This window comes from Microbacterium sp. NPDC058389, assembly GCF_042722305.1.
Taxonomy (GTDB): domain Bacteria; phylum Actinomycetota; class Actinomycetes; order Actinomycetales; family Microbacteriaceae; genus Microbacterium.
The window spans coordinates 61463-85668 of sequence record NZ_JBHXJQ010000002.1; the positions used below are offsets into that span (position 1 = coordinate 61463).

Genomic DNA, 24206 nt, shown 5'->3' on the forward strand with positions numbered 1-24206 from the left:
CCTTTCGAGTGCGTGCCGGAGGAGGAGTGGGCGGATGCCGACGGGTCAGCCCTCGACGGCACTGACGGCGCTGCGCGTCGGCGTCCCCTCCGTCACACGGGCGTGGGCTCGAGGCCCTGCTCCAGCCGCTCGACGTCCTCGGCACGGCACAGGTCTGTTGCGGGCAGCGACGACGTCGCGGAGCCGGCCGCGACGCCCGAGACGAACGCGTCGACCAGCGAGCGACCCTGTGCGAGCCGCAGCACGAGGGCGCCGAGAAAGCTGTCACCCGCGCCGACGGTGCTCTGCACCTCGACCTGGGGAGTGGGCAGGCGCAGCGCGCCCTCGGCGGTGACGAGCACCGCGCCGGCGCCGCCGAGCGTGAGCGCGACGACCTCGCACGAGCCGCGGCCGACGAGCTCGCGGGCAGCCTCGATGAGTCCGATCTCGTCGGACTCGGGGGCGCCGACCAGCTCGCGCAGCTCGCGCTTGCTGGGCTTGATGAGGTAGACGCCTTCGTCGAGGGCGGCCTGGAGCGCCTCTCCCGATGTGTCGACGACGCACCGGGTGTCGTGGTCGCGGGCGACACGGGCGATCTGCGCGTACAGGTCGGCCGGCACGCCCTGCGGCAGACTGCCGCTGTTCACGACGTACCCTCCGACCGGGAAGTCGTCCGCGACCGCCGACAGCAGCGCACGCCACTCCGGCTCGGACAGGTCGGGCCCCTGCAGCACGAACCGGAACTGCTCGCCCGTGAGCGTCTCGTCGACGGTGAAGCCTTCGCGGGTGGCATCCGCGATCCCCACCATGCGACTGGCGATGCCCTCGCGATCGAGCAGCTGCCGGTAGGCCTGCCCGGTCGGGCCGCCTGCCGTGTAGACGGCCAGCGAGCGCCCGCCGAGGTTGCGCACGACCCGCGAGACGTTGACGCCGCCACCGCCCGGATCGAGCCGCGTCGGCCCGCAGCGCATCTTGCTCTCGCGCATGACGCGCGGTGTCGACGTCGACACATCGAGCGCGGGGTTGGGCGTGACGGTCAGGATCGGCGAGTGCGCGAGAGCCATGGCCACAGACTACGAGGGGATGCCGCCTTCCGCGCCCCCTCCTGTGCGGGCGAGTTGCGCGAACCTGAGAAGGCCGGCACCTACCTCGGCTGCGGCTGAGCGACGATCAGCCGCAGCGACCCGTCGAACTCGGGGGTGGAGCGCAGGGCACCCCACCGCGCGTCCCAGGTCCCGCTCGCCAGGTCGGCGGCGAGCGCCCGGACGAAGCGCTCCTCCACGTCGGGTCCGACGAAGCTCCAGGCCGAGTTGGCGCGCCGGGCGCCGGCGTCCAGCAGCGCTTCGGGGCGACCGTAGTACGCCTCGCCGAACCCGTCCGTGCAGTCGAGCGGGATGGGGACGGGCACGACCTCGACCCGGCCGCCGAGCGCCGCGGCGATCCGGGCAGGCGTCGGGTACCGCGACGCCTCGGTCGCGATCACCTCCGGCGCGTACTCCGCCAGCCAGAACCGGTCGAGTGCCGCGGGGTCGCACGTCAGCACCACGACCGGGCCTCGCGTGACCCGGCGCAGCTCGCCCAGCCCCGCCTCGAGGTCTGCCCACTGGTGCACCGTGAACGACGCGAGCGCCGCGTCGAACGACGCGTCGGGAAACGGCAGCGCCTCTGCCGTCGCATCGACCGCCGGAGCGAGGGCCGAGGGGCGCTGCGCGCGCATCGAGGCGCTCGGCTCGACCGGGGTGACCTCGCGATCCACCGGCTCGTACGACCCCGCGCCGGCGCCGACGTTCACGATCGTCCGCGCCCCGCCGAACGCCTCGACGATCGCAGCGAGGATCCGCCGATCGGGCTGCCGGTAGGTCGTGTACCCCGCGCCGATCGCGCCGTAGTCGGCGTCGCCGGCGCTGCCATCGAGGCGACGGGTCATGTCACCACTGTAGGGGCGGGGGCGCTCTCGGCTTCGGCGCGGCCGTACCCCGCGATCAGCCGGCCGATCACCGCGGCGACGGGTCGCGTCTGCAGCACACGCATCACCAGCAGCATCATGCGGATGCCACGGCGCGTGCGAGGGGCGAACGACCGCACCCGGCCCGGATACATCCGCTGCGCGGCCTCGGCCCGCGGGCGCATGGATGCCTCGTACGCGGCGAGTGCGGCATCCATCCGCTGCGGCGTATGGTCGCCGAGCACGCGGGCGAGCGACGCGGCGCCCTGCAATGCAAGCGCGGTGCCGAGTCCGCTGAGCGGACTGGCGCACCACGCGCTGTCGCCGAGCAGCACGATGCGGCCGTCGTGCCAGGTGTCCATGACGACCTGGTCGTACGTGTCGAGGGCGAAGTCCTCCGCACGCCGGGCTGCCGCGAGCAGCTCTCGGGTGCGCCAGCCGGTGTCGGCGAACATCTCGTCGAGCAGCGCGAACCGCGCCGCCCGGTCGTCGCGCGCCGGCAGCGCGTCGGCGGGGAACGTGAATCCCACTTCCTGCTCGCCGGGATGCCCCGGCCGTGCCTCGACCACGCGGGCGCCGACGGCGTTGTGCATGAGGAACCAGCCGTCGACTCCTGGCGTGCCCGGCTCCTCGCGCAGCGTGAACCACGCATGTGCGAGACCGAGCGGGCGACGGAACCGTTCCTCCGGCCCGAACACCAGCGCCCGCACGCGCGAGTGTGCGCCATCGGCTCCGACGACGAGGTCGAACTCCTCGGGGGCGTGTTGACGGAACGCGACCGTGACGCCGCCCTCGTGCGGCGAGAGGTCGGTGACGGTGTCGCCGAACCGGTGCACGGTGCGCGGACCCGACGCGGAGTGCAGGGTGCGCGCGAGGTCGGTGCGCAGCAGTTCCTCGGTCGACACGAACCCGGCGCCGCCGAAGGCCTCGACCGGCATCTCGACGAGGTGGCGCCCCGTCGCATCGATCCACGCGAGACCTCGCTGATCGACCAGTTGCGCGCGGCACTCGTCGAGCAGGCCGAGGTCGGCCAGCACCCCGCCGCTGTCGCCGCGCAGGTCGACGGTCTGGCCGCCGGATCGCAGCGCCGGTGCGATCTCGACGACGGTGACGTCCCAGCCCTGCCGGTCGAGCATGACGGCGAGCGCATCCCCGCCGATGCCCGCGCCCACGATGAGCACCCGTGACATGTGCATCCTCTTCCTGTTCACGCGAATTGCTTCGCGTTATGCACGGTAGACCTTCTCTCCGCTTCGCGCAACATGCTTCGCGTTAGACTCGAGCCATGGATACACCCGCGCCCTCCGCCGGCCCGAACCCTGAGGCATCCCCCGACGGATCGGCGCTGCAGGCCGTGGGCACGACCCGGCCGGGCGGGCGCACCGCGCGCACGCGCACAGCGGTGCTGGCGGCGGTGCGCGAGCTGATCGCCGAGACGGGCGAGGCGATGCCCGGCATCCCCTCCGTCGCCGAACGCTCCGGCGTCCACGCCGCCACCATCTACCGGCGCTGGCGCACTCCTGAGGCGTTGCTGATCGACGTGGCCCTCGCCGATGTGAACGAGCGGTCGCCCATCCCCGTCACCGGCGACCTGCGAGCCGACCTCACGGCGTACACGACGCAGCTCATCGGCGACGCCACACGCCCGGGCGGACTCAGCTTCCTGCACGCCCTGGCGGCTGCAGCCGAGAACCCCGACGTCGGCGCCGCCGCCCTGCCGAGCCTCGTCGAGCCCCGCATGGAGCAGTTCCAGCGCATGCTCGACGCGGGCGGGGCGACCCGGCTCACTCCGATGGACCTGCTCAGTCTCCTCATCGCCCCCGTCTCGCTCGGCACCATGCTCGGCGCACTGCCGGAGGATGTGGATGCCGCGGCCGCCCAGCTCGTCGACAACGTCATCGCCGTGGAGGAGCACCGTCGGCGAGGCCGCCGCTGAGTCGGCCCGCCGACACAGGCCCGGTCAGGCGGGATGCGTGAACGAGACCGGCTTGCCGGTGGCCTCGGCGTACGCGATCTCTCGTCTCGTGGACTCGCCGATGTATCCGCCGGGGTTGACGACCAGCACGCGATCGGCGAGGTCGATCTTGCGGAGGTGCAGGGCATCCAGCGCGGTCTTCTGCTCATCGGTGATCGGCTCGGCGGTCGCGTGGGCGAACACGCCCGGCGCCAGGACGATGATCCCGGCGAACGTCAGCACGCGGTTCGCCTCGCGCATCTCGTCGGCGAACCGGGTCGAGCCGCAGATGCAGACGATCTCTGGCCTGTCCGGCACGGTCACTCCCTCGCTCCGGCGGGATGCGACTCCAGCAGCGAGCGAGCGAGCAGCGTCGAGCCGGCGACCGCGGCAGGCATCGACGCGACGGCCCCCAGCGGGACGAGGAAGCACAACTGCGTCGCGACACCGAAGCCGAGCACACGCGCCGCGTGCCCGCGCCGAAGCCTCCGGCGTTCGACGGCGCTCAGCCCGCGCGCGGTGAGTCCTCGCGAGCTCAGCTCGTCGGCGACGACCCACCCGGTGAGGGTGACGCCGACGATCGCGCTCAGCACTCCTCCCACGACGGGGATGAAACCCAGCGCGAGAGCGAGGACGGCGATCAAGACGCCCCGCCCGAACAGCGACAGCGCGTCGCCGATCGAGCGCCAGAACCCGTACGGGGCGTCGATGCTGTCATCGCCCTCGCCCGCCTCGACCGCCCTCCAGATGCGCTCGTAGAAGGGCTCGCCGAGCAGGAGCGTCAGCGCGGTGAACGAGATCGCGACCAGTACGAGCGCCGCGCCGACCACGGCGGTCCCGATAGTGATGCGCACGACCGTCGCCCACACCGACGGCCAGCCGTCGGTGAAGGGGGTGAGCGCCTCGGTCAGGCCCGGGAGGAAGGCACCGAGCGTGATCAGCCCGCCGAGCAGCAGCAGGCCGACGATGAGCGCCGGCACCAGACCGAGCAGCATGAGCCCCGGACGCCGCCCCCAGTACGCGAACCCCCGGACGAGCATCCCCGCCCCCCGAAAGAACTCGCGCATCGCTCCAGCGTAGATCGCCGCGACGCACCGGCGAGCCGGCTGGATACCCTGGGCGGATGACGACCGACCCCGCAGCACCCTGGCCCCCGGCGGCACCGCCGCGGTCACCGAACGGCGCGAAGAAGGTGGGGTCCGCCGTGATCTCGTCGGTGATGCTGCTGTTCGGGCTCGTGTTCACCCCGGTCGCGCTCGTCGCCGTCGCCCACGCAGAGCCGCTGGGATCGGCGTGGTCCACGGGTTCGAACATGATCAACGTCGTGTTCACGTGGATCCTCGGATTCGCGCTGCTCCTGTTCGGCGCGATCGCCCTTGTCGCCGCCTTCCTCGCGAGGTCCGCGAGGAGCGCAGGACTGTTCGTCTATGCCCTCGTCGTGACGGCGATCGTCCTCATCGGGGCGGTCGCGATGCTGGTGGCGGGAGCGATCGCCGTCTCCGGCTGACCGTCGGCGACGCCGCGACGGGGCACCGGTGTGTCCCGTCGCCGAATCACCTCGATCTCGTCACCCTGGAAGCGGTCTGCGGATCGCGCGCGAGGTGGCCGTTCTGAATGCGCTGGACCCCGCCGAACTGGCCGACGCAGACCGTTCCGAACAGCACGGCCCACCCCAGCCATAGCGTGAGCTCCCACGCCGGCGCTGCGATGACGACACTGCGGACGCCGACGGATGCGGCGAAGATCGCGACCAGCCCGGCCAGCGCGGACGTGGTCAGTCGCAGGAAGAGGTCGGCCGAGAATCCGAGGAACCGCACGGCGAACCAGTCGCCGCGCCTGGGGGCGCGCAGGCCCTGAAGGTGGGGAAGCGCGGCCCAGTACCCGGCGGCCCGCGCGAGCCGGCGACCCGAGCGATGCAGGCTCAGCAGCAGCCAGCCCGATGGGGTGCCCGCAACGAGCGCGACGAGGATCAGGATGCTCGCGGAGAGCGCGGACGCGATGGCGGCGCCGCCGGCGGTCGCCATGTTCACGGCGCCCGCGACGAGAAGCATCGCGATGGCCGTGCCGGCCGTGCCGAGGAGTCCCCACAGCCACCGCGAGACTCTGCCGTAGTCCGCGCGGGTTCGTGCGGCGGCGGCATCCGCTTCGAAGGCTCGCGCGTCGGCTTCAGCCTCCGCGGCCACCACGTCGGGCAGGGTCTCCGGCAGGATCATCCGATACATGCGCGCTCCATGTCACTCCGCGTCCCGTCGGCGAGCCTCATCGGCGCGGAGGTCAGGGCCTCGCTTCTGCACCGGCCGGCGGCGGTTCGCCCCCTCGATCATGGCGCACCGGAACACCGTCTGCAGGCTCGGTCCGCCCGTGCGTGGTGCGCTTTCGCCGTAGGGTGGGTCGGCGAAGTCCACCGACCGCTGGAACCTTCCGATCGGAGCGTATGCGCACATCGTCCCGGGCCCTCGCGATGGCACTGATCGCGGTGACCACTGCCGTCATGACGACGGGTTGCTTCATGGGGCCGCTGCTCGACAGCCGTTCGCCGTTCGACGATCCGGCGAATGCGAGCCGCTCCGAGGTCGACGACGCGCTGACCGCGATGCAGCCCGCACTCGAACGCGTCGGCACGGTCGATCCCGCCTGGCGTGCCGTCGCCCAGCTGGCCGCCGACAACTGCGAAGGCGCGTGCAACCTGCACGTTCAAGTGAGCATCGAGCCGGCAGACCCGACCGGCCTCACCGAACTCGACAGGCCTGACCTCATCGACAACGGGTTCCAGCGGTATGCGGTGCCGGAGGACGTGCTGGAAGCCGCGCTCGTCGCGGCCGTGCCAGTTGCCGAGCAGCACAGAGTGGATGTGTACGTCGTCCCGGGACTGGGTGATCCGAACGGAGAGGTCGACCCGCTGGCCGACCTGTCTGCCGCCGTCGAAGGGCTCTTCGCCGATGACGCCGATGCGACCGCATTCGCCGTCAGCTTCGGCGAAGGCAGCGAAGGATGGGTGAGGGCCTTCACCCGCACCCGGTCCGACGTGCTGGCGGCGATGGGTCTCGGCTGACGTCGTCAGAACTCGGAGGACCGTGAGGCCTGCGCCTGAGCTCGGCGGGATCCAGCGACTACCCGAAGTCGCCCGGCGCCATGTCGGTGAAGCGCGAGAAGTGACCCTGGAACGCGACCGTGATGGTGTCGGTCGGACCGTTGCGGTGCTTGGCGACGATGAGGTCGGCCTCGCCGGCGCGGGGGGAGTCCTTCTCGTAAGCGGCCTCGCGGTGCAGCAGCACCACCATGTCGGCGTCCTGCTCGATCGAGCCCGACTCACGCAGATCCGACAGCGCGGGCTTCTTGTCGGCGCGCTGCTCGGCACCACGGTTCAGCTGCGAGAGCGCGATGACCGGCACCTGGAGCTCCTTCGCCAGGAGCTTCAGGGCACGCGAGAACTCCGAGACCTCCTGCTGTCGTGACTCGACGCGCTTGCCCGAGGTCATGAGCTGCAGGTAGTCGATCACCACGAGCTTGAGACCGGCACGCTGCTTGAGGCGCCGGCACTTGGCGCGGATCTCGACGAGCGTCATGTTGGGGCTGTCGTCGATGTACAGCGGCGCGTCGTTGATGCGGCCGCGCGTCGCCGCGACCGTGGTCCAGTCTCGCGAGTCGAGCGTGCCCTTGCGCATGGACTGCAGCGGGATCGCGCCCTCGGCACTCAGAAGGCGCATCGCGATCTCGCTGCGCCCCATCTCGAGCGAGAAGAAGATCGTGGGCATGTCGTGTTTGACCGCCGCCGAGCGGGCGAAGTCGAGCGCGAGCGTCGACTTACCCATCGCGGGTCGCGCCGCGATGATGATCATCTGCCCGGGGTGCAGACCGTTGGTGAGCTGGTCAAGACCCGAGAAGCCGGTCGGGATGCCGGTCATCTGACCGTCGCGGCCACGAGCGGCCTCGATCTCTTCGACCGCGGCATCCACCGCGATCGTCAGCGGCACGTAGTCCTCGGCCTGCTCGGCACCCGTGACGGAGTAGATCTCGGCCTGGGCGTTGTTGACGAGGTCGAGCGCCTCACCCTGGCCCGAGTACCCCATCTGCACGATGCGCGTGCCGGCCTCGACGAGACGGCGCAGGAGCGCGCGCTCCGACACGATGGACGCGTAGTAGCCGGCGTTGGCCGCGGTCGGGACGATCGAGGTGAGCGTGTGCAGGTAGTCCGCGCCGCCGGCCCGCTGCAGGTCGCCGGTCTTGATGAGCTCGTCGGTGACGGCGACGACGTCGGTCGGCTCGCCGTGCGAGTAGAGGGTGAGGATCGCCTCGAAGATCAGCTCGTGCTTCGGGATGTAGAAGTCGGTCCCGCGGAGTGTCTCGATGACGTCGGCGACGGCATCCTTCGAGAGCAGCATTCCGCCGAGCGCGCTCTGCTCGGCGAGGAGGTCGTGCGGGGGAGTGCGCTCGTACTCGCCGCGGCCGCCCTCTCGGGGGCCTCCCATGCGCTCTTCGGAGATGTCGGCGATCGACATAGGCGGGGCGCCCCTTTCGCTCGCTGCATCGTCCGGACGCGCGCGTATGCATGCACCCCCGGGTGGCCGTTGACCACGCTATGGACGGCCTCCGACACTCGCAACACGCCCTGTGGATAACTGTGTGGAAAGCCTGAGAGAAACGCCGTGACACCTGTGAAGAAACTCTGTGGAGAACTACCGGAGTATCTGGGGGATATATCGCCGAAAGTGCCTCTGATCAGGCATCCACGATTCCACACCCTGTGGAGGGATTCGTGGTTGAACCCAAGGTTGAAGGTTTGGCGTGACGCCGTGGCCTGTGCACAATTCCGGGGACACAGGATTCTCCCCGCGCGCGAAAGGGTCACAGCGGTACGCGACGGAAGAGCCTCTGGACACGGCTACGGACCTCGCGCTAGCCTCGGAGCTCCAGGCACCCTCACGCACGATCCGTTCGGCCGTTCCACGATCCGAATCCGGGAGTGCGGCTTATTCGTCGTGGGAGGTGAACGTGGAGATCACAACCTCGCAGCTGCCGAGGATCGTGCGGCTGGGCCTGATCGGGACCGGCGCCGCGTTCGCCTGGATCGTCGTCTCGCTCGTCCTGGGCCTCGGGCTCGGACAGGCGCACGCTGACGACGACGACCACGGCGGACTGCTCGGGGGTGCCCTCGGCGCCGTGACCTCGGCGGTCGACGCGACCGCCTCGACGCTCACGGACACCGTCACCAGCACCGTCTCGGCCACCACGACCGCTGTCACCGGCGCCGTCAACACGGTGGTCGCCGTCGCGCCGGCGCCAGTCCAGCAGCCGGTCGGCGAGGTCGTCCAGTCCGTCGGCGCCGTCGTGACGAACACCGTCACCACCGTCACGGCACCCGTCACCCAGGTGGTCTCAGGGGGAGTCGTCAGCGGCATCACGGAGCCCGTCGTCGACATCGTGACGCAGGTGCCCGTGGTCGGCGGCATCGTCTCAGCAGTCGGCCTCGACGACGCCGTGAACGATCTCGGCGGAACGGTCGATGACACGCTCGGCGGCGTCGTGGGCGGTGTGGTCGATGCGGTCGACGAGACGGGCTCCACCATCGGCCAGCCGTCGACCGGCCTTCCCGGCACCGGCATCGAGCTTCCTGCTCTTCCCGGCCTCCCCGACGTTCCCGGCCTTCCGGGGCCCTCCGATTCCTCCGATCAGCCCGCCGCGGACGTCGATGTCGTCGACACCGTCCTCGTCGGGCCGACGGATGCCGCCGCCGTGACGCAGTCGTCGGCGGTGGTCGCCCGTGGCACCTGGAGCGCGGCCAGTGCTGCGGATTCCGGGGCGCCCGAGGCTGTCATCTCCTCCTCCGCCATCGCGCTGGGCACGGGCGGGGCGACGAGCAGCGGGGGCGGACTCTGCCTCCCCGCGTCTTCTTCTGCGGGACCCGGCGGTGCGGGTCCCGGCGCCTGGGCGTTCGTCGCCCTCGATCCTCTCGATGCAGACCGTGCCTGGGTGCGTCGAGCAGGACCCGAGGACGAACTCGCGCCTCCGGCGCCCGTGGCATCCACCGACGTCTCCCCCGACTGATCGGCTCGCGGCCGTCGCCCGTGCTCACCTGAGCCGGCCCTGACGGCACAGCTCCGGCACGCCGACGCGTGCCAGGCAGCGCTGAGCGTCTTCTCTCGCGCTGCGAACCGATCAATCCATGAAGGGGAACATCATGCGCACTTTCTACAAGCGCGCCCTCTTGGGCACGCTCATCGCCGGCGGCATCACGCTGTTCGGCGCGACGGTCGCGAACGCGGCCGAGACTCCCATCGATCCGGACGTGCTGTCGTCGGCGGTCGCCGACAACGGACTCGTCGACTCGATCGTCGGGGACGGCATCGTCGACCCGCTCCTCGGCGACGACGGTGCCGCGGCACCCGTGACCGACGCGGTCGCCGCGGTGGTCGATGGTGTCACGGGCACGACCGCGGGCACCGTGGTCACCGAGGCGCTCACGGGCGACGACAGCGCGGCGAACGACGTCGTCGGCGACGGCGCCCTCGTCGAGGGCGGCACGGTCGGCAACCTGGCCTCGAACGGCGACGCCGTGCTGAACGACGTCGCCGCCGGTGACGTCGAGGCCGCCGTCACCGACCTCGGCACCACGGTCGAAGACCTGGGTGCGGATGTCGGGCAGACGGTGACGACCGCCGCCGCCAACACCGATGACCAGGTCGTCGACGGTGTGCTGGCCGACGCGATCACCGAAGTGGTCGGCATCCTGAACGGCGATGACCCGGCCGCCGGCCTCGGCACGCTCGTGCAGGACCTGGGCGACAACACGGCGGATGCCACCGACACGACCGGCCTCGCGGAGGACGCCCTGGAGCAGACGCTCGAAGGCGGCCCGACGTCGACCCCGGCCACGCCGGTGGATGACGCCGACGGCCTGCTGACCGGCCTCACCGAGGACGACGGCCTGGTGGACGGCCTCGTCGGCGACAGCGTGCTCGACCCGATCCTGGGCGAGGACGGCGCGCTCGAGCCGGCGACCGACGCCGTCGGCGACCTGCTCGACGGGCTCACCGGCACGACTGCCGGAAGCGGCCTGCTCGACGGCCTGCTCGGTGAGGACTCCGGCCTGAACGACGTCGTGGGCGACGGCATCCTGGTCGAGGGCGGGCTCGTCGGCAACGCCGTCGACAATCTCGACAACACGATCGACGACCTGCTCGACGGCGACGTGGACGGCGTGGTCGAAGACCTCGGCTCGACGGTGTCCGACCTCGGTTCCGACGTCGGCACCACGGTGACGAACGCGACGGCCAACACCGCCGACCAGGTCATGGACGGCCTTGTGAACGACGCGGTCGGCGATGCCGGCAGCATCGTCGACGAGCTGCTGAGCGGTGGCGACGTCGTGGGTGCCGTGACCGACACCGTGCAGCACGCCGGCGACAACCTGACCGACGCCGTCGACAACACCGGTCTCGTCGATGACCTGCTCACTGATGTGCTCGGCGACACGGACCCGACCGACCCCACGGATCCCACGGACCCGACCGACCCCACGGATCCCACGGACCCGACCGACCCGACCGACCCGACGGACCCGACGGACCCGACCGACCCGACCGACCCGACGGACCCGACGAACCCCACCGACCCCGGTGACAGCGGCTCGAACGGTGACAACGGCGGCAACGGCTCGAACGGCGGCACGCACGCCACGGGATCCACGGCGGACGCCGGCACGGCCACCACACTCGCTGCGACAGGAGGGGCGGACGCGTTCCCGTTCCTGCTGCTGGGACTTCTGCTCCTGGCGGCGGGCGCGATCGCGCGCACGTCGCGGCGCCGCTCCGCGTGACCCGGCGGGGCAAGTCGACGTTCCCCAGACGCCCCTCGCCCCGACGCGCGTGAGCAGGCGGGAGGACCGTCCCCAGCGGTCCTCCCGCCACTGGACCACCCCCGGTCGTGACCGGGCTCTTGCCTGGATCCGGCCGCGGCCGGGGGTGCCACCTGTCTCGCTCCGTGCCCGTCCGTCACTGCCTGGACCGGACGCCACGGCCCGAGATGCAGAGAGCGGATGCCGCGACCCGGGGGGCTCGCGGCATCCGCTCACGCATGTGCGGGCATCCTGCTGCCGGCATTGCGACGCCGCCGCACGGTCGCCAGAGTGGAGGGATGCCGTTCCCCGAGCCCTACCGCCTCATCCCGATCCCCGCCGACCGTCACGATGACGTCCTCGCCCTCGACCTGTGGGCCTTCCCGAGCGGTGAGACCATCGAGGCGCTGCGAGAGCTGCCCAGCCCGCTCAGCTGGGACCGCACGTACGGCGTGATCCGCAGCGGCGACGACGACCTGCTCGCGGGCTTCCACGGCGCCTACCCGCTGCGGGCGTACCCCGTCCCCGGAGCCGAGGTGTCGTGCGGCTGGCTGACGTGGGTCGGCGTGCATCCCGCACACCGGCGGCGCGGCATCCTTCGCGGCATGATCGAGCACCACTTCGCCGACTGCCTCGCGCACGGCGAGGCGATCTCGGGCCTCATGGCCGCCGAGACCCCGATCTACGGGCGCTTCGGGTACGGCATGGCCTCGGCCCAGGTGAGCCTCACGATCCCGCGCGGCGCGGCCCTGCGCCCGGTGGCAGGGGCCGCCGATCTCGACGTCGCACTGGAGGTGTGGGATGCCGCGGCCCACGGCGACCTCGTCGCCGGGATCCACCGTGATTACGCGCGGCTGCCGATGGGCCTCGGCCGGCCGGGATGGGCGACGCGCGAGACGCCGGGCCAGCGCGAGTCGCGCGACACCGACGCCCCGTCGCGCCGCGGCGGCAGGGAGGCCCTGCGCGTGCTGCTGGTGCGTGACGAGACCGGCACGGCCGTCGCCTATGCCACCTTCCGCCGGTCGAGCGAATGGTTGCGCGGCGGCGCCGAAGGCACCGTGCACGTGCGCGAGGCCGTCGCGCTCACGGCGGCGGCGGCGCATCGCATGTGGTCGGTCCTGCTCGATCTCGACCTGACCTCGAAGGTGCAGATCGCCAACCTGCCCGTCGACGACCCGATCGTGTCGCTCCTGGTCGACGTCCGCGGTGCGGTGCCCGACTATCAGGACAACAGCTGGCTCCGCATCCTCGACCTGCCCGCGGCCCTCTCGCAGCGCGCGTACGCGGGCGAGGTCGACGTGGTGCTCGAGGTCGCCGACGCGATGCTGCCCGCCAACGCGGGGCGGTGGCGCGTGCGCGCGGCGGCGTGGGGGTACGCCGACGTGACGGCATCCGACGACGAACCCGACCTCGTGCTCGACATCCGAGAGCTGAGCGCCGCCCACCTCGGCTCGGTGTCGCTCTCGTCGCTCGCCCAGGCAGGCCTCATCCAGGCCCGCACGCCGGAGGCGCTGCGCGCGGCGACCGCGGCCTGGTCGTGGCCGGTCGCCGCGGCCGCGAACTGGATCTTCTGACCCTTCGACGGGCTGGGGCCCGGGAACGACGGATGCCGCAGACCCGAGGGTCTGCGGCATCCGTGATTCGACAGGCTCACCGACCGGTGAGCCTTCCGCCTTACTTGGCGGCGACCACCTGCAGGGTGATCACGGCGGTGAGGTCGTCACGCAGGCGAATGGTCGCCTCGTGCTCGCCCACCGACTTGATCGGGGAGGTGATGTGGATCTTGCGCTTGTCGAGGTCACCGAGACCGGCGGCCTTGACCGCGTCAGCCACGTCGACCGTCTTGACCGCACCGAACAGACGGCCCTCGGCGCCGGCCTTGACAGCCAGGCGGACCTTGTTCGACTCGAGGTTGTTCTTCAGCGCCACAGCCTCTTCGTGGTCGTGGATCGCGCGCGCCTCGCGGGCGGCGCGGATCGACGCCACCTGCTTCTCGCCACCGCGGGTCCACGCGACCGCGAAGCCCTGGGGGATGAGGTAGTTGCGGGCGTACCCGTTCTTGACCTCGACCACGTCACCGGCGCTACCGAGCCCGGCGACCTCGTTCGTGAGAATGAGCTTTGCCATGTGGGTACTCCTTAGCGGCCAGCGCCGGCGTAAGGCAGGAGCGCCATTTCGCGCGCGTTCTTGATCGCCTTGGCGATCAGACGCTGCTCCTGCACCGAGACACCGGTGATACGACGGGCGCGGATCTTCCCGCGCTCCGAGATGAACTTGCGGAGGGTGGCGACGTCCTTGTAGTCGATGAGACCGACACGGATCGCCTTCGCGGGGGCGGCGTTCTTCGCGCCCTTCCGCGGCTTCCGGCGATCGCCGGTTGCCTTTCCAGCCATGGTGTTTCCTTTACGTTTTGCTGATCGGATGCCTCGTCACGAGGCATCCGGAATCTGTTTCTGAGATCAGAACGGGGTGTCGTCGCCGTAGGCGCCCGGAGCCGCCCACGCGTCGCCGGCAGGCGCGCCGTTCGAGGAGCCGGGCGTCGACCACGGCTCGTCGGCGACCTGTGCCGGACGCGACTGACCGCCGCCGCCGAAGCTGCCTCCGCCACCGCCGGAACCGCCCGCTGCGCGGGTGACCGAAGCGGTCGCGTAGCGCAGCGACGGGCCGATCTCATCGACCTCGAGCTCGATCGCGGTGCGGTTGTTGCCCTCGCGGTCCTGGTAGCTGCGCTGCTTGAGGCGGCCGGTCGCGATGACCCGCATGCCCTTGGTCAGCGAGCCGGCCACGTGCTCAGCGAACTCGCGCCACACCGACGCGCGGAGGAACAGCGCTTCGCCGTCCTTCCACTCGTTGCTCTGACGGTCGAAGTTGCGGGGCGTCGACGCGATCGTGAAGTTCGCGACGGGGAGACCGTTCTGCGTGTAACGCAGCTCGGGATCAGCCGTGAGGTTGCCCACGACGGTGATGATCGTCTCGCCGGCCATCTGCCTTACGCCTTCGCAGCCTTGGCGGTCTTGCGGGCGGCACGCTCGTCGGCGCGCTGCTTCTCGGACGCGATCATGGCGATCGCCTCTTCGGCGCGGAGGACCTTGGTGCGCATGATCTGCTCGCTGAGGTTCAGCTGGCGGTCAAGCTCCTGCGTGGTCTCGGCGGTAGCCGTGAAGTTGACGACGGCGTAGATGCCCTCGTTCTTCTTCTGGATCTCGTAAGCAAGACGGCGCTTGCCCCAGATGTCGATGTTCTCGATGGTGCCGCCGTCGGTCGTGATGACCTTCAGGAACTTGTCGAGGTTGGCGCCGACCTGGCGCTCGTCGATCTCGGGGTTCAGGATGACCATGAGCTCGTACTGGTGCGTCACTAACCCACCTCCTTCGGACTAGAACGGCTGTCGGGCATTTCCCGGCAGCAGGAGGGTGTGTTGCACGTCATCCGCGGGCACGCAGGCGCGCACTCACACGGACAACCCTCCTATGGTACCGGATGCGGCAACCACCGCCCAATCGAGCCGTCAGCGGAACGCGCTCAGCCCCGTGAGGTGCTGGCCGAGGATCAGGGTGTGCACCTCGTCAGTGCCCTCGTAGGTGCGCACCGACTCCAGGTTCGCGGCGTGGCGGATCGGCGGGTTCTCCAGCAGCACGCCCTCGCCGCCGAGGATCGTGCGCGCCTCGCGGGCGATCGCGATGGCCTCGCGGACGTTGTTGAGCTTGCCGAGCGAGACCATCGCGGGGGTGAGGGTGCCGGCATCCTTCGCGCGCCCGAGCTGCAGCGCGAGCAGCGCGCCCTTCTGCAGTTCGACGACCATGTCGACCAGCTTGCGCTGCGTCAGCTGGAACCCCGCGATCGGCCGGCCGAACTGCTCGCGTCTCAGCGCGTGCCGGAGCGCCGCCTCGTAGCTGTCGCGCGCCGCGCCGAGCGCGCCCCACACGATGCCGTAGCGCGCCTCGTTCAACGCCGAGAAGGGTCCACGCAGCCCGCGCGCCCCGGGAAGGAGAGCGGATGCCGGCACCCGCACCCCGTCGAAGGTGAGGTGCGTCTGCACCGACGCCCGCATCGAGCCCTTCGGCTCGAGTACGGCGATGTCGAGCCCCGACGCGTCGGTCGGAACGAGGAAGCCGCGAACGCCTTCGTCGGTCTGCGCCCACACCACCGCCACCTGCGCGATCGACGCGAGCCCGATCCAGCGCTTGGCGCCCTCGATGATCCAGTCCGCCCCGTCGCGTCGCGCGTACGTCGTCATGCTCGCAGGGTCGGAGCCGGCGCCGGGCTCCGTGAGGGCGAAGCTGCCGATGACCTCGCCCGCCGCCATGCGTGGCAGCCACTCCTGCTTCTGCTCGTCCGAGCCCCATCGATGGATCGAGCCCATCGCGAGCGAGCCCTGCACCGACACGAACGTGCGGATGCCCGAGTCGCCGGCCTCGAGCTCCAGCGCGGCCAGACCGTACTCGACGGCACCGGCGTGGCGGCATCCATAGCCCTCCAGGGTCATGCCGAGCACACCGAGGCGTCCCAGAGCGGGGGCGAGCTCTGCAGGGAAGACGCCGCGGTCGAACCACTCCGCGATGTTCGGGCGGATCTCGGCGTCGACGTACGCCCGCACGCCGTCGCGGGTCTCGCGTTCGGCCGGCGTCAGCAAGGTGTCGATGCCGAGGACGTCGGATGCCGCCCGCAGCGCGGTGAGGTCGTCGGGGTCACGCGTGACATCGGTCATGGCACCGATTCTGCCCGGGTAGCGTGTGCGCATGGAGTGGACCGGCGACACCGCGGCAGGCGACTGGCTGCGCGAGGGCATCGACGTGCCGTGGCGCGGGACGATGCACGACATCGTGCCCCGCGGGTTCGCGGCCTACGCACGGGTGTTCCACCCCGTGACGCGTGAGCGGCCGGTCGGGCGGTCGTGGCCGACAGGGCGCGACCCTCGTGAGTGGGACGACGTCGCGAACGGAGGCGTCGACGTCGAACGCGTCCGCTGGGCCGACGCCGCGATCGCCTTCGGCACCACCATGCATGCCGGCGCGCAGTGGCACCGGCTGGTGCGCGGCGACCGCGACGCGCGCGGCACCGAGCCGATCGACGATGGCGGCTGGCGGTACTCCGAGCCGCAGGAGGGATGCCTCGACCCCGAGTCGGTCGCCGTGCTCGCCGCCCTGGCGGCCGCGCACACGACGACCGCCGACGACGCGTACGTCGCGGTGTGGGAGGGGTGGGGAGGCATCGTCGGGTTCATGGGCACCGCCTCGGCCTCCACCGCCCTCTGGTACCGCTCCTCCTTCGAGGACGGCGAAGCGCCCGAGCCCGGCTCGGGCGCCGCGATGCGCGAGGCGGAGGAGCAGGCCGCTCTCGCCGATCACCACCGGCGCATGCTCGGGCAGAGCATCGGCGACCCGTTCAACAACGTGTTCCGCAAGCCGACGTGGCAGCCGGGGCTGCTCGCGGACGAGGTCTCGCGAGGGCCGCGCCTCGAGCTGCCGGGGCGCGATCACGTGCTGTTCCGTGCGCGGCTCGACGAGCTGGCGACGCCGGAGTGGGCGGCGCGCGTGCCGTGGGCGGACCGCACGCCGGAGTGGACGGCATCCCCGAGCTGGATCTGGCCCGCAGACCACGCCCTCGCGATCGCGACCGAGGTGGACTGGGACTCGACGATCGTGGCCGGGTCGAACGAGTTCGTGCGGGCCGTGTGCACGCATCCTGCGCTGGAGGCGCTGCCGATCCGCGAGGACACGGCGCTGACGTGGGACGCCGACGACCTCAACCGCTGACGCGGGCGGTCCGCCGGCGGGCGGCGACGAGCCCCACCACCTGCGTCGCCGCCAGCTGCGCTGCGACCGCGCCGGCGACCCCGGCGACGAACGCGGGCCAGCCCCACGGCACGACCGCCAGCGCCACGACGACGCAGAACGTCGCAAGGCCCACCATGCCGGTCAGCGCGCCGGCCACGGTCGCGCGCACGTGCGCGGCGCCGGACTGCGCGTGCACGAAGGCGGCGATGATGCTCACACCGATGGGGAACGGGGCGAGGATGCCGGTCCAGTACGGTCCGAGGGCGCCCGCGGCCGATGTCACGGCGAGCACGAGCGCGCCGGTCGCGACCGCGCGGGCCGCGAGATCCCAGCGGGGCGGAGGCGCCGGCATCCCGAGGTCTCCGTCCGCCGGCGGCAGCAGTGCGCGGGCGATCGCGATCGCCGCCAGCGCCACGCCGACCGCCGCGAGCGGGGTGAACGAGGCTCCGGCGGTGGCGGCATCCACCCCGAGCACCACGAGCCAGCCGACGAGGAGGGTCAGAGCCCACGGCAGGCGCCGCGCGACCCAGGCGTAGACGAATGCGAAGGTCGCCAATGCGGCGACGCCCGTGAGCGATGCCGTCGCGGCGCCGCTCGTGAAGGTCGCTCCGTGCTGCACGAAGACGATGAAGAGGATGGGTCCGGCGACGACCGGCTGCCCGATCAGGAGGCCCGAGACGCGGGGACCCCAACGGCGGCCCGCCAGGGTGGAGCCGACCACGAGAGCCGGGGCGAGCAGCAGTTTGAGCAGCAGGGCTTCCACTTGCAGTCAGTATTCCAGGGGCGATGTGTCGCCGCGTGCGCGCTGCTCGCCACGGAAGCCCGCGAGACGATATGTTCACGACAGCCGCGGCGCTGCGGGTCACTGGGGACCGCGCAAGCGATTATCGATTAGGCTGACGGAACACGCTCCAACGATGGGAAGCACGGATGCCTCGCACGACCACTCTCGTCTTCGCCGGCGATTCGATCACCGACTCCGGCCGCGACCGCGACGACCTCGGCTCACTGGGGGACGGCTACGTCCAGCTGATCGCCGAAGCCGTCGCCGACCGCGGCGAGACCGTCGTCAACAAGGGCATCTCAGGCAACCGCGCCGTCGACCTCGAGGCCCGGTGGGACGACATCCTCGCCGCCGGTCCCGACGTGCTGACCGTCTACATCGGCGTCAACGACATGTGGCGCCGCTTCGACGCCGACGACCCCACGTCGGTCGAGGACTTCGAGGCGACCGTCACGGGCCTGCTGCAGGCGGCTCGGGATGCCGGCGTCGAGCGCATCCTCCTCATCGAGCCGTTCTTCGTGCCCGTGCGCGACGACCAGGTGTCGTGGCTCGACGACCTGAACCCCAAGCGCGACGCCGTCCGCCGCCTCGCGGAGCGGTTCGACGCGACGCTGATCGAGCTGCACGACACCGTGACCGCCGCGGCCGCCGAGCATGGCGCCGCCGCGATCGTGCCCGACGGCGTGCACCCGACACCGCAGGGCTCGGCGATCATCGCCGACGCGTGGCTCGCCGCCCACCTGGGCGCGGCGGCCGAGACCTCGGGAAAGTAGGTTCCCCATGACCGATGCCCTCAGCTCCGTCACCGAACTCAAGCGCGGCCTGCTGTCGGATCAGATCTACGAGCTCGTCAAGACGATGATCAAGGACGGCTCGCTCGAGCCGGGCGAGCAGCTCGTCGAGTCGCAGCTGGCCCGCCGCCTGCAGGTCAGCCAGGCGCCGGTGCGCGACGCGCTCAAGCAGCTGGTGCACGAGGGCCTCGTCACGCACGTGCGCCACCAGGGCAGCTTCGTCACGAGCTACACCGACGAAGAGGTCGCGCAGGCCCGCCAGGCGCGCGCCGAACTGGAGTCGATCGTCGGCCGCCTGACGTGCGGCACGCTGTCGGCCGAGACCCGCGCCGGCCTCGAGGACATCATCGCGAAGATGCACGACGCCGCCGACGAGAAGGACCTGGGCGCGTTCCGCGAACTCGACTTCGCGTTCCACCGCTCGGTCGTCGAGGCCAGCGGCAACGTGTACCTCCCGCGCATGTGGGACATCATCGAGCCGAGCCTCCGGTCCTTCCATGTGCTCGCCGACCCCGACTATCCGGGCGACTGGCACGTCGCCGCGGACTGGCACAAGAGCCTCGTCGAAGCGCTCGACGCCGGCGACCCCGAGGGCGCCGCACAGCTCTTCTACGCGCACGCCGCCGGCACTCTGCTGCCCGACGAGCAGGAGTAGGACCTCCGGATCCGGGATGCCGCGGCCGCCGGCATCCCGGATCTCCGCACTTTCTTCGACGCCGATGTCGAGAACGCCCGCGTCTGTTCCGTCTCCTAACCGAAGCGGCCAGAATGGGCCGCACCGGAACGGGAGGCTGTCATGGCCAAGTATCTGATGCTCAAGCACTACCGGGGCGGCCGGCCGGCCGTGAACGAGACGCCGATGGAGCAACTCACGCCGCAGGAGTGGGCCGCGCACGTGCAGTACATGCAGGACATGGAGCGGAGGCTCTTCGACTCGGGAGAGCTGCTCTCGTCGGAGGCGCTCACGATGGGCGGCTCCTGGGTACGCTTCGACGGTGAGGGACGCCCGCCGGTGGTCGACGGCCCGTTCGCCGAGACCAAGGATCTCATCGCAGGGTTCATGCTCCTCGAGGTCGACTCTCACGAGCGCGCGCTCGAGCTCACCTCGGAGATGTCTGCAGCGCCGTGGGCCGGCGGCAAGCCGCTCGGCGAGTGGCTCGAGCTGCGCGAAGTGATGAGCGCGGTGCCCACCGACGTCGAATGACACCGGTGGTCCCCACGCCCTCTCCAGATGCCGCTGACGCGTCATCCGGAGCCTCGGGGCGCGTGGGCCCAGCGACGGCACTGCGCCGCGCGATCCCCGAGGTCGTCGGCATCCTCGTCCGGCGCGGCGCGGACTTCGCGTCGGCCGAGGATGCCGTTCAGACCGCGCTTCTCCGCGCGGTCGAGCGGCCGCCCGGCGAGGACGTGCGCGACGTCCGCGCCTGGCTGGTTACCGTCGCCTGGCGGGTGTTCCTCGACCAGGTGCGCAGCGACTCCGCGCGAGCGGCCCGCGAGGAGCGACTGGCGCGGGAGCCCGACCCGGGGTCGGTGCCGCAGCACGACGACACCCTCGGGCTCTACTTCCTCTGCACGCACCCCACGCTCACCGCCACGTCGGCGACCGCGCTCACGCTGCGCGCGGTCGCGGGCCTCACGACACGGCAGATCGCGGACGCGTTCCTCGTGCCCGAGGCCACGATGGCGCAGCGCATCACCCGCGCGAAGCAGCGGCTCGTCGGCATCCCCCTGGACCAGCCGGGCGACCTGTCGCGCGTGATGCGCGTGCTCTACCTGCTCTTCAACGAGGGCTACTCGGGAGAGATCGACATCGCGGCCGAGGCGATCCGAGTCACGCGGCAGCTCGCGACGCTCACCGACGAGCCGGAGGTCGCGGGGCTCCTCGCGCTCATGCTGCTGCACCACGCGAGACGCCCGGCGCGCGTCGTGGACGGGCGGCTCGTGCCGCTCGGCGAGCAGGACCGCGCGCTGTGGGACGTGCCGGCGATCACCGAGGGCGTCGGCATCCTGCAGTCCGCCCTCGCCCGGGATCGGCTGGGGCAGTACCAGGCGCAGGCCGCGATCGCCGCGCTGCACGCGGATGCGTCGAACGCGGCCGAGACCGACTGGGTGCAGATCGTCGAGTGGTACGACGAGCTGCTGGTGTTCGGCGATTCGCCGGTCATCCGGCTGGGCCGGGCGGTGGCGGTCGGCGAGGCCGACGGCCGCAGGCCGGCCTGGCCGCACTGGACGGGGTGGGCGCAGACGTGCCGCGCTATCACGCGGCGCTCGCGTACCTGCATGAACGGGCAGGCGAGGAGGATGCCGCCGCCGCCGAGTACGCGGAGGCTGCGCGCCGCGCAACCAGCGCCCTCGAACAGCAGCACCTGCTGCGGCAGGCGGAGCGCCTGCGGCGCACCTGACGCCGGCATCCGCGCTCGTCACCGTCAGTTCTCCTGCTGTTCCCCCGCGGTCACTAACGTCGCGGGGTGCTCTCTGCCGTCCCCCACCTCACCCGTCCCGTCCTCCTCGGCCTCGCGGCCCTGTTCGCCGCGCTGCTCGTGCTGCTGCCGGCGACCGACGCCTCCGCGCACCCGGTGGGGAGCACGGGCGTGTTCGTCACCGTCCAGTCCGACGCCGTCGACGTGAAGATGCAGATCCAGAAGGCCGGCTTCGTCGCCGCCACGGGCTACGAGCTGGCGACGGAGCAGGCCGAGCTGGATGCCGTCTCCGACAACCTCATGACGTTCATCCTCAACCGGGTCACGATGAAGGACGACGTGTCGGCACTCGCGCCGACGGTGACCGAGAAGCCCCGGTTCGTGACGGTCAACGGGGAGGACTCGATCGAGACGACGGTCCGCTTCGCCGACGGCGAGCGGCCCCTCGAGGGCGCCGTCACGCTCGACTACGACTTCATCCTCGACGTCGTGCCCTCGCACCAGGTGTACGTCGCGCTCGTGAGCGACTGGAACAACGGCCAGGTCGCGGAGGGCGACCCCGAGGTCGTCGGCGTGCTCGGCGGTGGCGTCACCGAGATCACCCTCGACCGGGACCAGCAGACGCCCCTGCACGGCTTCTTCTCCGTCGTGTGGCTGGGGATGCTCCACATCGCCGAGGGCACCGACCACCTGCTGTTCCTCACGACGCTGCTGATCGTCGCGCCGTCGCTGGCGGTGCGTTCGCGGCGCGGGTTCCGGTGGACGCAGCCCATCCCCACCAAGCGTGCGGTGCTGCGGGCGACGCTCATCATCACGTCGTTCACGGTCGGCCACCTCATCACGCTGGCCCTGGTGTCGCTGGGCGTGATCTCGTTCCCGACCAAGCCGGTCGAGATCCTCGTGGCAGTCTCGATCGTCGTGGCGGCGATCCATGCGATCAAGCCGCTCATGCCCCGCGGTGAGCTGATCATCGCCGGTGTTTTCGGTCTCGTCCACGGCACGGCGTTCGCGACGACCATCCTCGACCTCAACCTCGGGTTCGCCGAGAAGCTCGTCGCCATCCTGGGGTTCAACATCGGCGTCGAGCTGGCCCAGCTGTGTGCCGCAGTGCTCGTGCTGCCCCTGCTGATCTGGCTCTCGCACGCCCGCGCGTACACCCCCTTCCGCAACGTGATCGCGGCGCTGGCGATCGTCGCCGCCTCGGCGTGGATCATCGCCATCAGCGTCGACGGCACCACCGTGCTGCAGCCCGTCTTCGACGGCATCGCCCGCGTCCCCGTGGTCTGCTACCTCGTCCTGGTCGCCGTGGTGGCGGTGCTCTGGTACTTCACCCGGGACCGTGTGGATGCCGCATCCCTCTCCGGCTCGACGGTCTCCGACGCCCCGGCCATGGAACCTGAGCCAAGCATCCCGGTCGTTGAGCGGAGCGCGCTCTAGCGCGCGAAGACGAAACGCGGCGGAACGAGGCCGACCGTGCGCCCCTCGCGTTTCGTCTCGCTCCTTCGTCGCTCGCTCAATGACCGGTGGCCCCCACACGACGGAGCGCCCCGCCGGCAGCCTGGGCTGCGGCGGGGCGCTTCGTGCGCGGGGACGGATCAGTCGGCGGCGCCGACCGGGGCCTTCGCCCGCTCCTCTTCGAGTGCCTGAGCGACGGCCTCGCTGATACGGGCGTCCTCGCGCTCCTGCGCTTCGGCCTTGGTCCGGCCTCGGCGGCGGAGCACCAGCACGACCGCCGCGGCGACGAGGGCGAGGATGATGAGCAGCATCCAGGGCACCGCCAGGCCGACAGCGGAGGCGGACACCTCGGCGATCGGGGAGCGGGAGCCGGCGGCATCCGTCACCAGAGGAGTCACCGTGGTCGACCCGATCAGGGCGAACAGCGCCGGCACGTCCGGGACGACGACCGTCTGGGTCAGGCTCTCGCCCGGCAGCAGCTCGGGCACCGCGTCGGCCGCGGGAGCATCGACCGCGAGCAGGCCGAAGACGCCGCCCACCTTCGCGGCCGTCGCAGCCGCGATCGCCGCGTTGCCGGTGTTGTGCAGCGTGTAGGTGACAGTGGCGTCGCCGCCCGCGAACGGGTTCAGCCCGCCGTTCCACGAGACCGACAGGTCCTCGACCGCGAGTGACGGTGCGAGCTCGCCGCCCACGCGCAGGTCGACGCGGATCCCGAGGCGGCGGTCGACGTTCACACCGGTCTCGGCGTCGGGCACCGTCAGCGACGTGACGATGCCGCCTGCATAGTCGCCGGGCGTCGCGTCGTCGGGGATGCTGACGGTGAACGGGATGCTGGCGGTCTCGCCGGGGCCGACGGTGACGGACTCCTCGTCGGCGCTGATCCAGGCACCGACAGCCGTGGACTCCTCGCCCGCGACGACGAGCGAGAGCGCACCGTCCTCGGACGTGAAGCCGTCGGCGGCGTAGACCTTGAGATCGACGGGCTCCTGGCCGTGGTTCGCGACGACGATGCCGTCGGTGACCGAGCCGCCCGGGTCGATCGTGTAGCCGTAGCTGGTGCGGTCGGAGCCGAAGTTGTTGGATTCGGTGCGGACGGTCCAGTTGACGTCGTCGGTTCCGGCGGCGCCGTCGGTCGCCGCCGAAGCCGGTGCGGCGGGCAGTGCGAGGGCGAGCGCGACGAGGGCGGCCGCGCCCAGGGCGCTGAGGCGACGACGCGGTCGGGGGGAGGCAGGGCGAGCGTTCACGGGTGGGCTTTCGGGGTGGAGCG

General features: G+C 71.3%; 26 protein-coding genes. 12 read left to right on the top strand and 14 right to left on the bottom strand.

The features are described 5' to 3' along the window. Positions 1 to 92: 92 nt before the first annotated feature. From ACFWJ8_RS03095 to ACFWJ8_RS03105, 3 genes are all read right to left on the bottom strand, one after another. Positions 93 to 1043, bottom strand: a complete 951-nt coding sequence (locus ACFWJ8_RS03095; protein ID WP_378808822.1) for a 1-phosphofructokinase family hexose kinase — start codon at positions 1041 to 1043, stop codon at positions 93 to 95. A gap of 80 nt (positions 1044 to 1123) precedes the next feature. Then, positions 1124 to 1906, bottom strand: a complete 783-nt coding sequence (locus ACFWJ8_RS03100; protein ID WP_378808824.1) for a class I SAM-dependent methyltransferase — start codon at positions 1904 to 1906, stop codon at positions 1124 to 1126. Then, positions 1903 to 3114 carry an FAD-dependent monooxygenase gene (locus tag ACFWJ8_RS03105; protein WP_378808826.1) on the bottom strand — a complete coding sequence of 404 codons (1212 nt, stop codon included), beginning with the start codon at positions 3112 to 3114 and terminating at the stop codon, positions 1903 to 1905. Before ACFWJ8_RS03105 ends, ACFWJ8_RS03100 begins: the two co-directional genes overlap by 4 nt. A 95-nt stretch (positions 3115 to 3209) precedes the next feature. Between ACFWJ8_RS03105 and ACFWJ8_RS03110 the strand changes: the two genes are divergently transcribed. Continuing rightward, a complete protein-coding gene (locus ACFWJ8_RS03110; protein ID WP_378808829.1) occupies positions 3210 to 3860 on the top strand; it encodes a TetR/AcrR family transcriptional regulator C-terminal ligand-binding domain-containing protein in 651 nt (216 codons plus the stop codon). Positions 3861 to 3884: 24 nt separating this feature from the next. On the opposite strand, the gene ACFWJ8_RS03115 is transcribed toward ACFWJ8_RS03110, so the two are convergent. Both ACFWJ8_RS03115 and ACFWJ8_RS03120 read right to left on the bottom strand, forming a co-directional pair. Then, the gene (locus ACFWJ8_RS03115) at positions 3885 to 4196 is read right to left on the bottom strand and encodes a hypothetical protein (protein WP_378808832.1); all 312 of its coding nucleotides are present in this window, start codon (positions 4194 to 4196) and stop codon (positions 3885 to 3887) included. Positions 4197 to 4198: 2 nt separating this feature from the next. Beyond that, positions 4199 to 4945 (bottom strand): EI24 domain-containing protein, encoded by a 747-nt coding sequence (locus ACFWJ8_RS03120; protein ID WP_378808833.1) that lies wholly within the window; start codon positions 4943 to 4945, stop codon positions 4199 to 4201. Between the two features lie 56 nt (positions 4946 to 5001). Between ACFWJ8_RS03120 and ACFWJ8_RS03125 the strand changes: the two genes are divergently transcribed. Beyond that, positions 5002 to 5385 carry a hypothetical protein gene (locus ACFWJ8_RS03125; protein ID WP_378808836.1) on the top strand — a complete coding sequence of 128 codons (384 nt, stop codon included), beginning with the start codon at positions 5002 to 5004 and terminating at the stop codon, positions 5383 to 5385. Positions 5386 to 5431: 46 nt separating this feature from the next. Here ACFWJ8_RS03125 and ACFWJ8_RS03130 read toward each other — a convergent pair whose 3' ends face one another. Continuing rightward, positions 5432 to 6100, bottom strand: a complete 669-nt coding sequence (locus ACFWJ8_RS03130) for a hypothetical protein (protein ID WP_378808838.1) — start codon at positions 6098 to 6100, stop codon at positions 5432 to 5434. Between the two features lie 212 nt (positions 6101 to 6312). On the opposite strand from ACFWJ8_RS03130, the gene ACFWJ8_RS03135 reads away from it, so the two are divergent. Further along, complete coding sequence (locus tag ACFWJ8_RS03135) at positions 6313 to 6930, top strand: hypothetical protein (RefSeq protein ID WP_378808840.1); 618 nt, start codon at positions 6313 to 6315, stop codon at positions 6928 to 6930. 58 nt (positions 6931 to 6988) lie between these two features. Here the strand turns inward: ACFWJ8_RS03135 and dnaB are convergent, their stop codons facing one another. Continuing rightward, on the bottom strand, positions 6989 to 8377 hold the full coding sequence (gene dnaB, locus ACFWJ8_RS03140) for a replicative DNA helicase (RefSeq protein WP_378808842.1): 1389 nt from the start codon (positions 8375 to 8377) through the stop codon (positions 6989 to 6991). 493 nt (positions 8378 to 8870) lie between these two features. Here dnaB and ACFWJ8_RS03145 point away from each other — a divergent pair, with 493 nt between their 5' ends. From ACFWJ8_RS03145 to eis, 3 genes are all read left to right on the top strand, one after another. Then, positions 8871 to 9923, top strand: a complete 1053-nt coding sequence (locus ACFWJ8_RS03145) for a hypothetical protein (protein WP_378808843.1) — start codon at positions 8871 to 8873, stop codon at positions 9921 to 9923. Between the two features lie 133 nt (positions 9924 to 10056). Further along, positions 10057 to 11694 (top strand): LPXTG cell wall anchor domain-containing protein, encoded by a 1638-nt coding sequence (locus ACFWJ8_RS03150; protein ID WP_378808845.1) that lies wholly within the window; start codon positions 10057 to 10059, stop codon positions 11692 to 11694. 317 nt (positions 11695 to 12011) lie between these two features. Next, the gene (gene eis / locus ACFWJ8_RS03155; protein WP_378808847.1) at positions 12012 to 13286 is read left to right on the top strand and encodes an enhanced intracellular survival protein Eis; all 1275 of its coding nucleotides are present in this window, start codon (positions 12012 to 12014) and stop codon (positions 13284 to 13286) included. A gap of 100 nt (positions 13287 to 13386) precedes the next feature. Here the strand turns inward: eis and rplI are convergent, their stop codons facing one another. From rplI to ACFWJ8_RS03180, 5 genes are all read right to left on the bottom strand, one after another. Next, positions 13387 to 13839 (bottom strand): 50S ribosomal protein L9, encoded by a 453-nt coding sequence (rplI, locus tag ACFWJ8_RS03160; RefSeq protein WP_345542316.1) that lies wholly within the window; start codon positions 13837 to 13839, stop codon positions 13387 to 13389. Positions 13840 to 13850: 11 nt separating this feature from the next. Then, positions 13851 to 14105, bottom strand: a complete 255-nt coding sequence (gene rpsR, locus ACFWJ8_RS03165) for a 30S ribosomal protein S18 (RefSeq protein WP_045301896.1) — start codon at positions 14103 to 14105, stop codon at positions 13851 to 13853. A gap of 66 nt (positions 14106 to 14171) precedes the next feature. Continuing rightward, entirely contained in the window at positions 14172 to 14696 is a 525-nt protein-coding gene (locus ACFWJ8_RS03170; RefSeq protein ID WP_345542315.1) for a single-stranded DNA-binding protein, read from the bottom strand. A 5-nt stretch (positions 14697 to 14701) separates the two neighbouring features. Further along, positions 14702 to 15070 (bottom strand): 30S ribosomal protein S6, encoded by a 369-nt coding sequence (rpsF, locus tag ACFWJ8_RS03175; RefSeq protein WP_018173635.1) that lies wholly within the window; start codon positions 15068 to 15070, stop codon positions 14702 to 14704. A gap of 150 nt (positions 15071 to 15220) precedes the next feature. Beyond that, a complete protein-coding gene (locus ACFWJ8_RS03180) occupies positions 15221 to 16420 on the bottom strand; it encodes an acyl-CoA dehydrogenase family protein (protein WP_378808851.1) in 1200 nt (399 codons plus the stop codon). 31 nt (positions 16421 to 16451) lie between these two features. Here ACFWJ8_RS03180 and ACFWJ8_RS03185 point away from each other — a divergent pair, with 31 nt between their 5' ends. Next, a complete protein-coding gene (locus ACFWJ8_RS03185) occupies positions 16452 to 17468 on the top strand; it encodes a hypothetical protein (protein ID WP_378808853.1) in 1017 nt (338 codons plus the stop codon). Here ACFWJ8_RS03185 and ACFWJ8_RS03190 read toward each other — a convergent pair. Beyond that, positions 17458 to 18252 carry a hypothetical protein gene (locus ACFWJ8_RS03190; protein ID WP_378808855.1) on the bottom strand — a complete coding sequence of 265 codons (795 nt, stop codon included), beginning with the start codon at positions 18250 to 18252 and terminating at the stop codon, positions 17458 to 17460. The two genes, ACFWJ8_RS03185 and ACFWJ8_RS03190, sit on opposite strands and share 11 nt — an antisense overlap. 167 nt (positions 18253 to 18419) lie before the next feature. On the opposite strand from ACFWJ8_RS03190, the gene ACFWJ8_RS03195 reads away from it, so the two are divergent. From ACFWJ8_RS03195 to ACFWJ8_RS03215, 5 genes are all read left to right on the top strand, one after another. Continuing rightward, positions 18420 to 19046, top strand: a complete 627-nt coding sequence (locus tag ACFWJ8_RS03195; protein WP_378808857.1) for an SGNH/GDSL hydrolase family protein — start codon at positions 18420 to 18422, stop codon at positions 19044 to 19046. Between the two features lie 7 nt (positions 19047 to 19053). After that, positions 19054 to 19719, top strand: a complete 666-nt coding sequence (locus tag ACFWJ8_RS03200) for a GntR family transcriptional regulator (protein ID WP_378808859.1) — start codon at positions 19054 to 19056, stop codon at positions 19717 to 19719. Between the two features lie 141 nt (positions 19720 to 19860). Next, on the top strand, positions 19861 to 20268 hold the full coding sequence (locus ACFWJ8_RS03205) for a YciI family protein (protein ID WP_378808861.1): 408 nt from the start codon (positions 19861 to 19863) through the stop codon (positions 20266 to 20268). 62 nt (positions 20269 to 20330) lie between these two features. Then, positions 20331 to 21692, top strand: a complete 1362-nt coding sequence (locus ACFWJ8_RS03210; protein WP_378808864.1) for an RNA polymerase sigma factor — start codon at positions 20331 to 20333, stop codon at positions 21690 to 21692. A gap of 452 nt (positions 21693 to 22144) precedes the next feature. Beyond that, a complete protein-coding gene (locus ACFWJ8_RS03215) occupies positions 22145 to 22921 on the top strand; it encodes a HupE/UreJ family protein (protein ID WP_378809616.1) in 777 nt (258 codons plus the stop codon). A 158-nt stretch (positions 22922 to 23079) separates the two neighbouring features. On the opposite strand, the gene ACFWJ8_RS03220 is transcribed toward ACFWJ8_RS03215, so the two are convergent. After that, a complete protein-coding gene (locus ACFWJ8_RS03220; protein ID WP_378808866.1) occupies positions 23080 to 24183 on the bottom strand; it encodes a WxL protein peptidoglycan domain-containing protein in 1104 nt (367 codons plus the stop codon). Positions 24184 to 24206: the final 23 nt, after the last annotated feature.

Bases quoted from the DNA above. Each gene is read 5' to 3' on its own strand.
- rpsR (WP_045301896.1), bottom strand. From the start codon at position 14,105: ATGGCTGGAAAGGCAACCGGCGATCGCCGGAAGCCGCGGAAGGGCGCG.
- ACFWJ8_RS03135 (WP_378808840.1), top strand. From the start codon at position 6,313: ATGCGCACATCGTCCCGGGCCCTCGCGATGGCACTGATCGCGGTGACC.
- ACFWJ8_RS03170 (WP_345542315.1), bottom strand. From the start codon at position 14,696: ATGGCCGGCGAGACGATCATCACCGTCGTGGGCAACCTCACGGCTGAT.
- ACFWJ8_RS03125 (WP_378808836.1), top strand. From the start codon at position 5,002: ATGACGACCGACCCCGCAGCACCCTGGCCCCCGGCGGCACCGCCGCGG.
- ACFWJ8_RS03100 (WP_378808824.1), bottom strand. From the start codon at position 1,906: ATGACCCGTCGCCTCGATGGCAGCGCCGGCGACGCCGACTACGGCGCG.
- ACFWJ8_RS03130 (WP_378808838.1), bottom strand. From the start codon at position 6,100: ATGTATCGGATGATCCTGCCGGAGACCCTGCCCGACGTGGTGGCCGCG.
- ACFWJ8_RS03200 (WP_378808859.1), top strand. From the start codon at position 19,054: ATGACCGATGCCCTCAGCTCCGTCACCGAACTCAAGCGCGGCCTGCTG.
- eis (WP_378808847.1), top strand. From the start codon at position 12,012: ATGCCGTTCCCCGAGCCCTACCGCCTCATCCCGATCCCCGCCGACCGT.
- ACFWJ8_RS03110 (WP_378808829.1), top strand. From the start codon at position 3,210: ATGGATACACCCGCGCCCTCCGCCGGCCCGAACCCTGAGGCATCCCCC.
- rplI (WP_345542316.1), bottom strand. From the start codon at position 13,839: ATGGCAAAGCTCATTCTCACGAACGAGGTCGCCGGGCTCGGTAGCGCC.
- ACFWJ8_RS03095 (WP_378808822.1), bottom strand. From the start codon at position 1,043: ATGGCTCTCGCGCACTCGCCGATCCTGACCGTCACGCCCAACCCCGCG.
- ACFWJ8_RS03105 (WP_378808826.1), bottom strand. From the start codon at position 3,114: ATGTCACGGGTGCTCATCGTGGGCGCGGGCATCGGCGGGGATGCGCTC.
- ACFWJ8_RS03150 (WP_378808845.1), top strand. From the start codon at position 10,057: ATGCGCACTTTCTACAAGCGCGCCCTCTTGGGCACGCTCATCGCCGGC.
- ACFWJ8_RS03185 (WP_378808853.1), top strand. From the start codon at position 16,452: ATGGAGTGGACCGGCGACACCGCGGCAGGCGACTGGCTGCGCGAGGGC.
- ACFWJ8_RS03215 (WP_378809616.1), top strand. From the start codon at position 22,145: ATGCTCCACATCGCCGAGGGCACCGACCACCTGCTGTTCCTCACGACG.
- ACFWJ8_RS03195 (WP_378808857.1), top strand. From the start codon at position 18,420: ATGCCTCGCACGACCACTCTCGTCTTCGCCGGCGATTCGATCACCGAC.
- ACFWJ8_RS03205 (WP_378808861.1), top strand. From the start codon at position 19,861: ATGGCCAAGTATCTGATGCTCAAGCACTACCGGGGCGGCCGGCCGGCC.
- dnaB (WP_378808842.1), bottom strand. From the start codon at position 8,377: ATGTCGATCGCCGACATCTCCGAAGAGCGCATGGGAGGCCCCCGAGAG.
- ACFWJ8_RS03120 (WP_378808833.1), bottom strand. From the start codon at position 4,945: ATGCGCGAGTTCTTTCGGGGGGCGGGGATGCTCGTCCGGGGGTTCGCG.
- ACFWJ8_RS03180 (WP_378808851.1), bottom strand. From the start codon at position 16,420: ATGACCGATGTCACGCGTGACCCCGACGACCTCACCGCGCTGCGGGCG.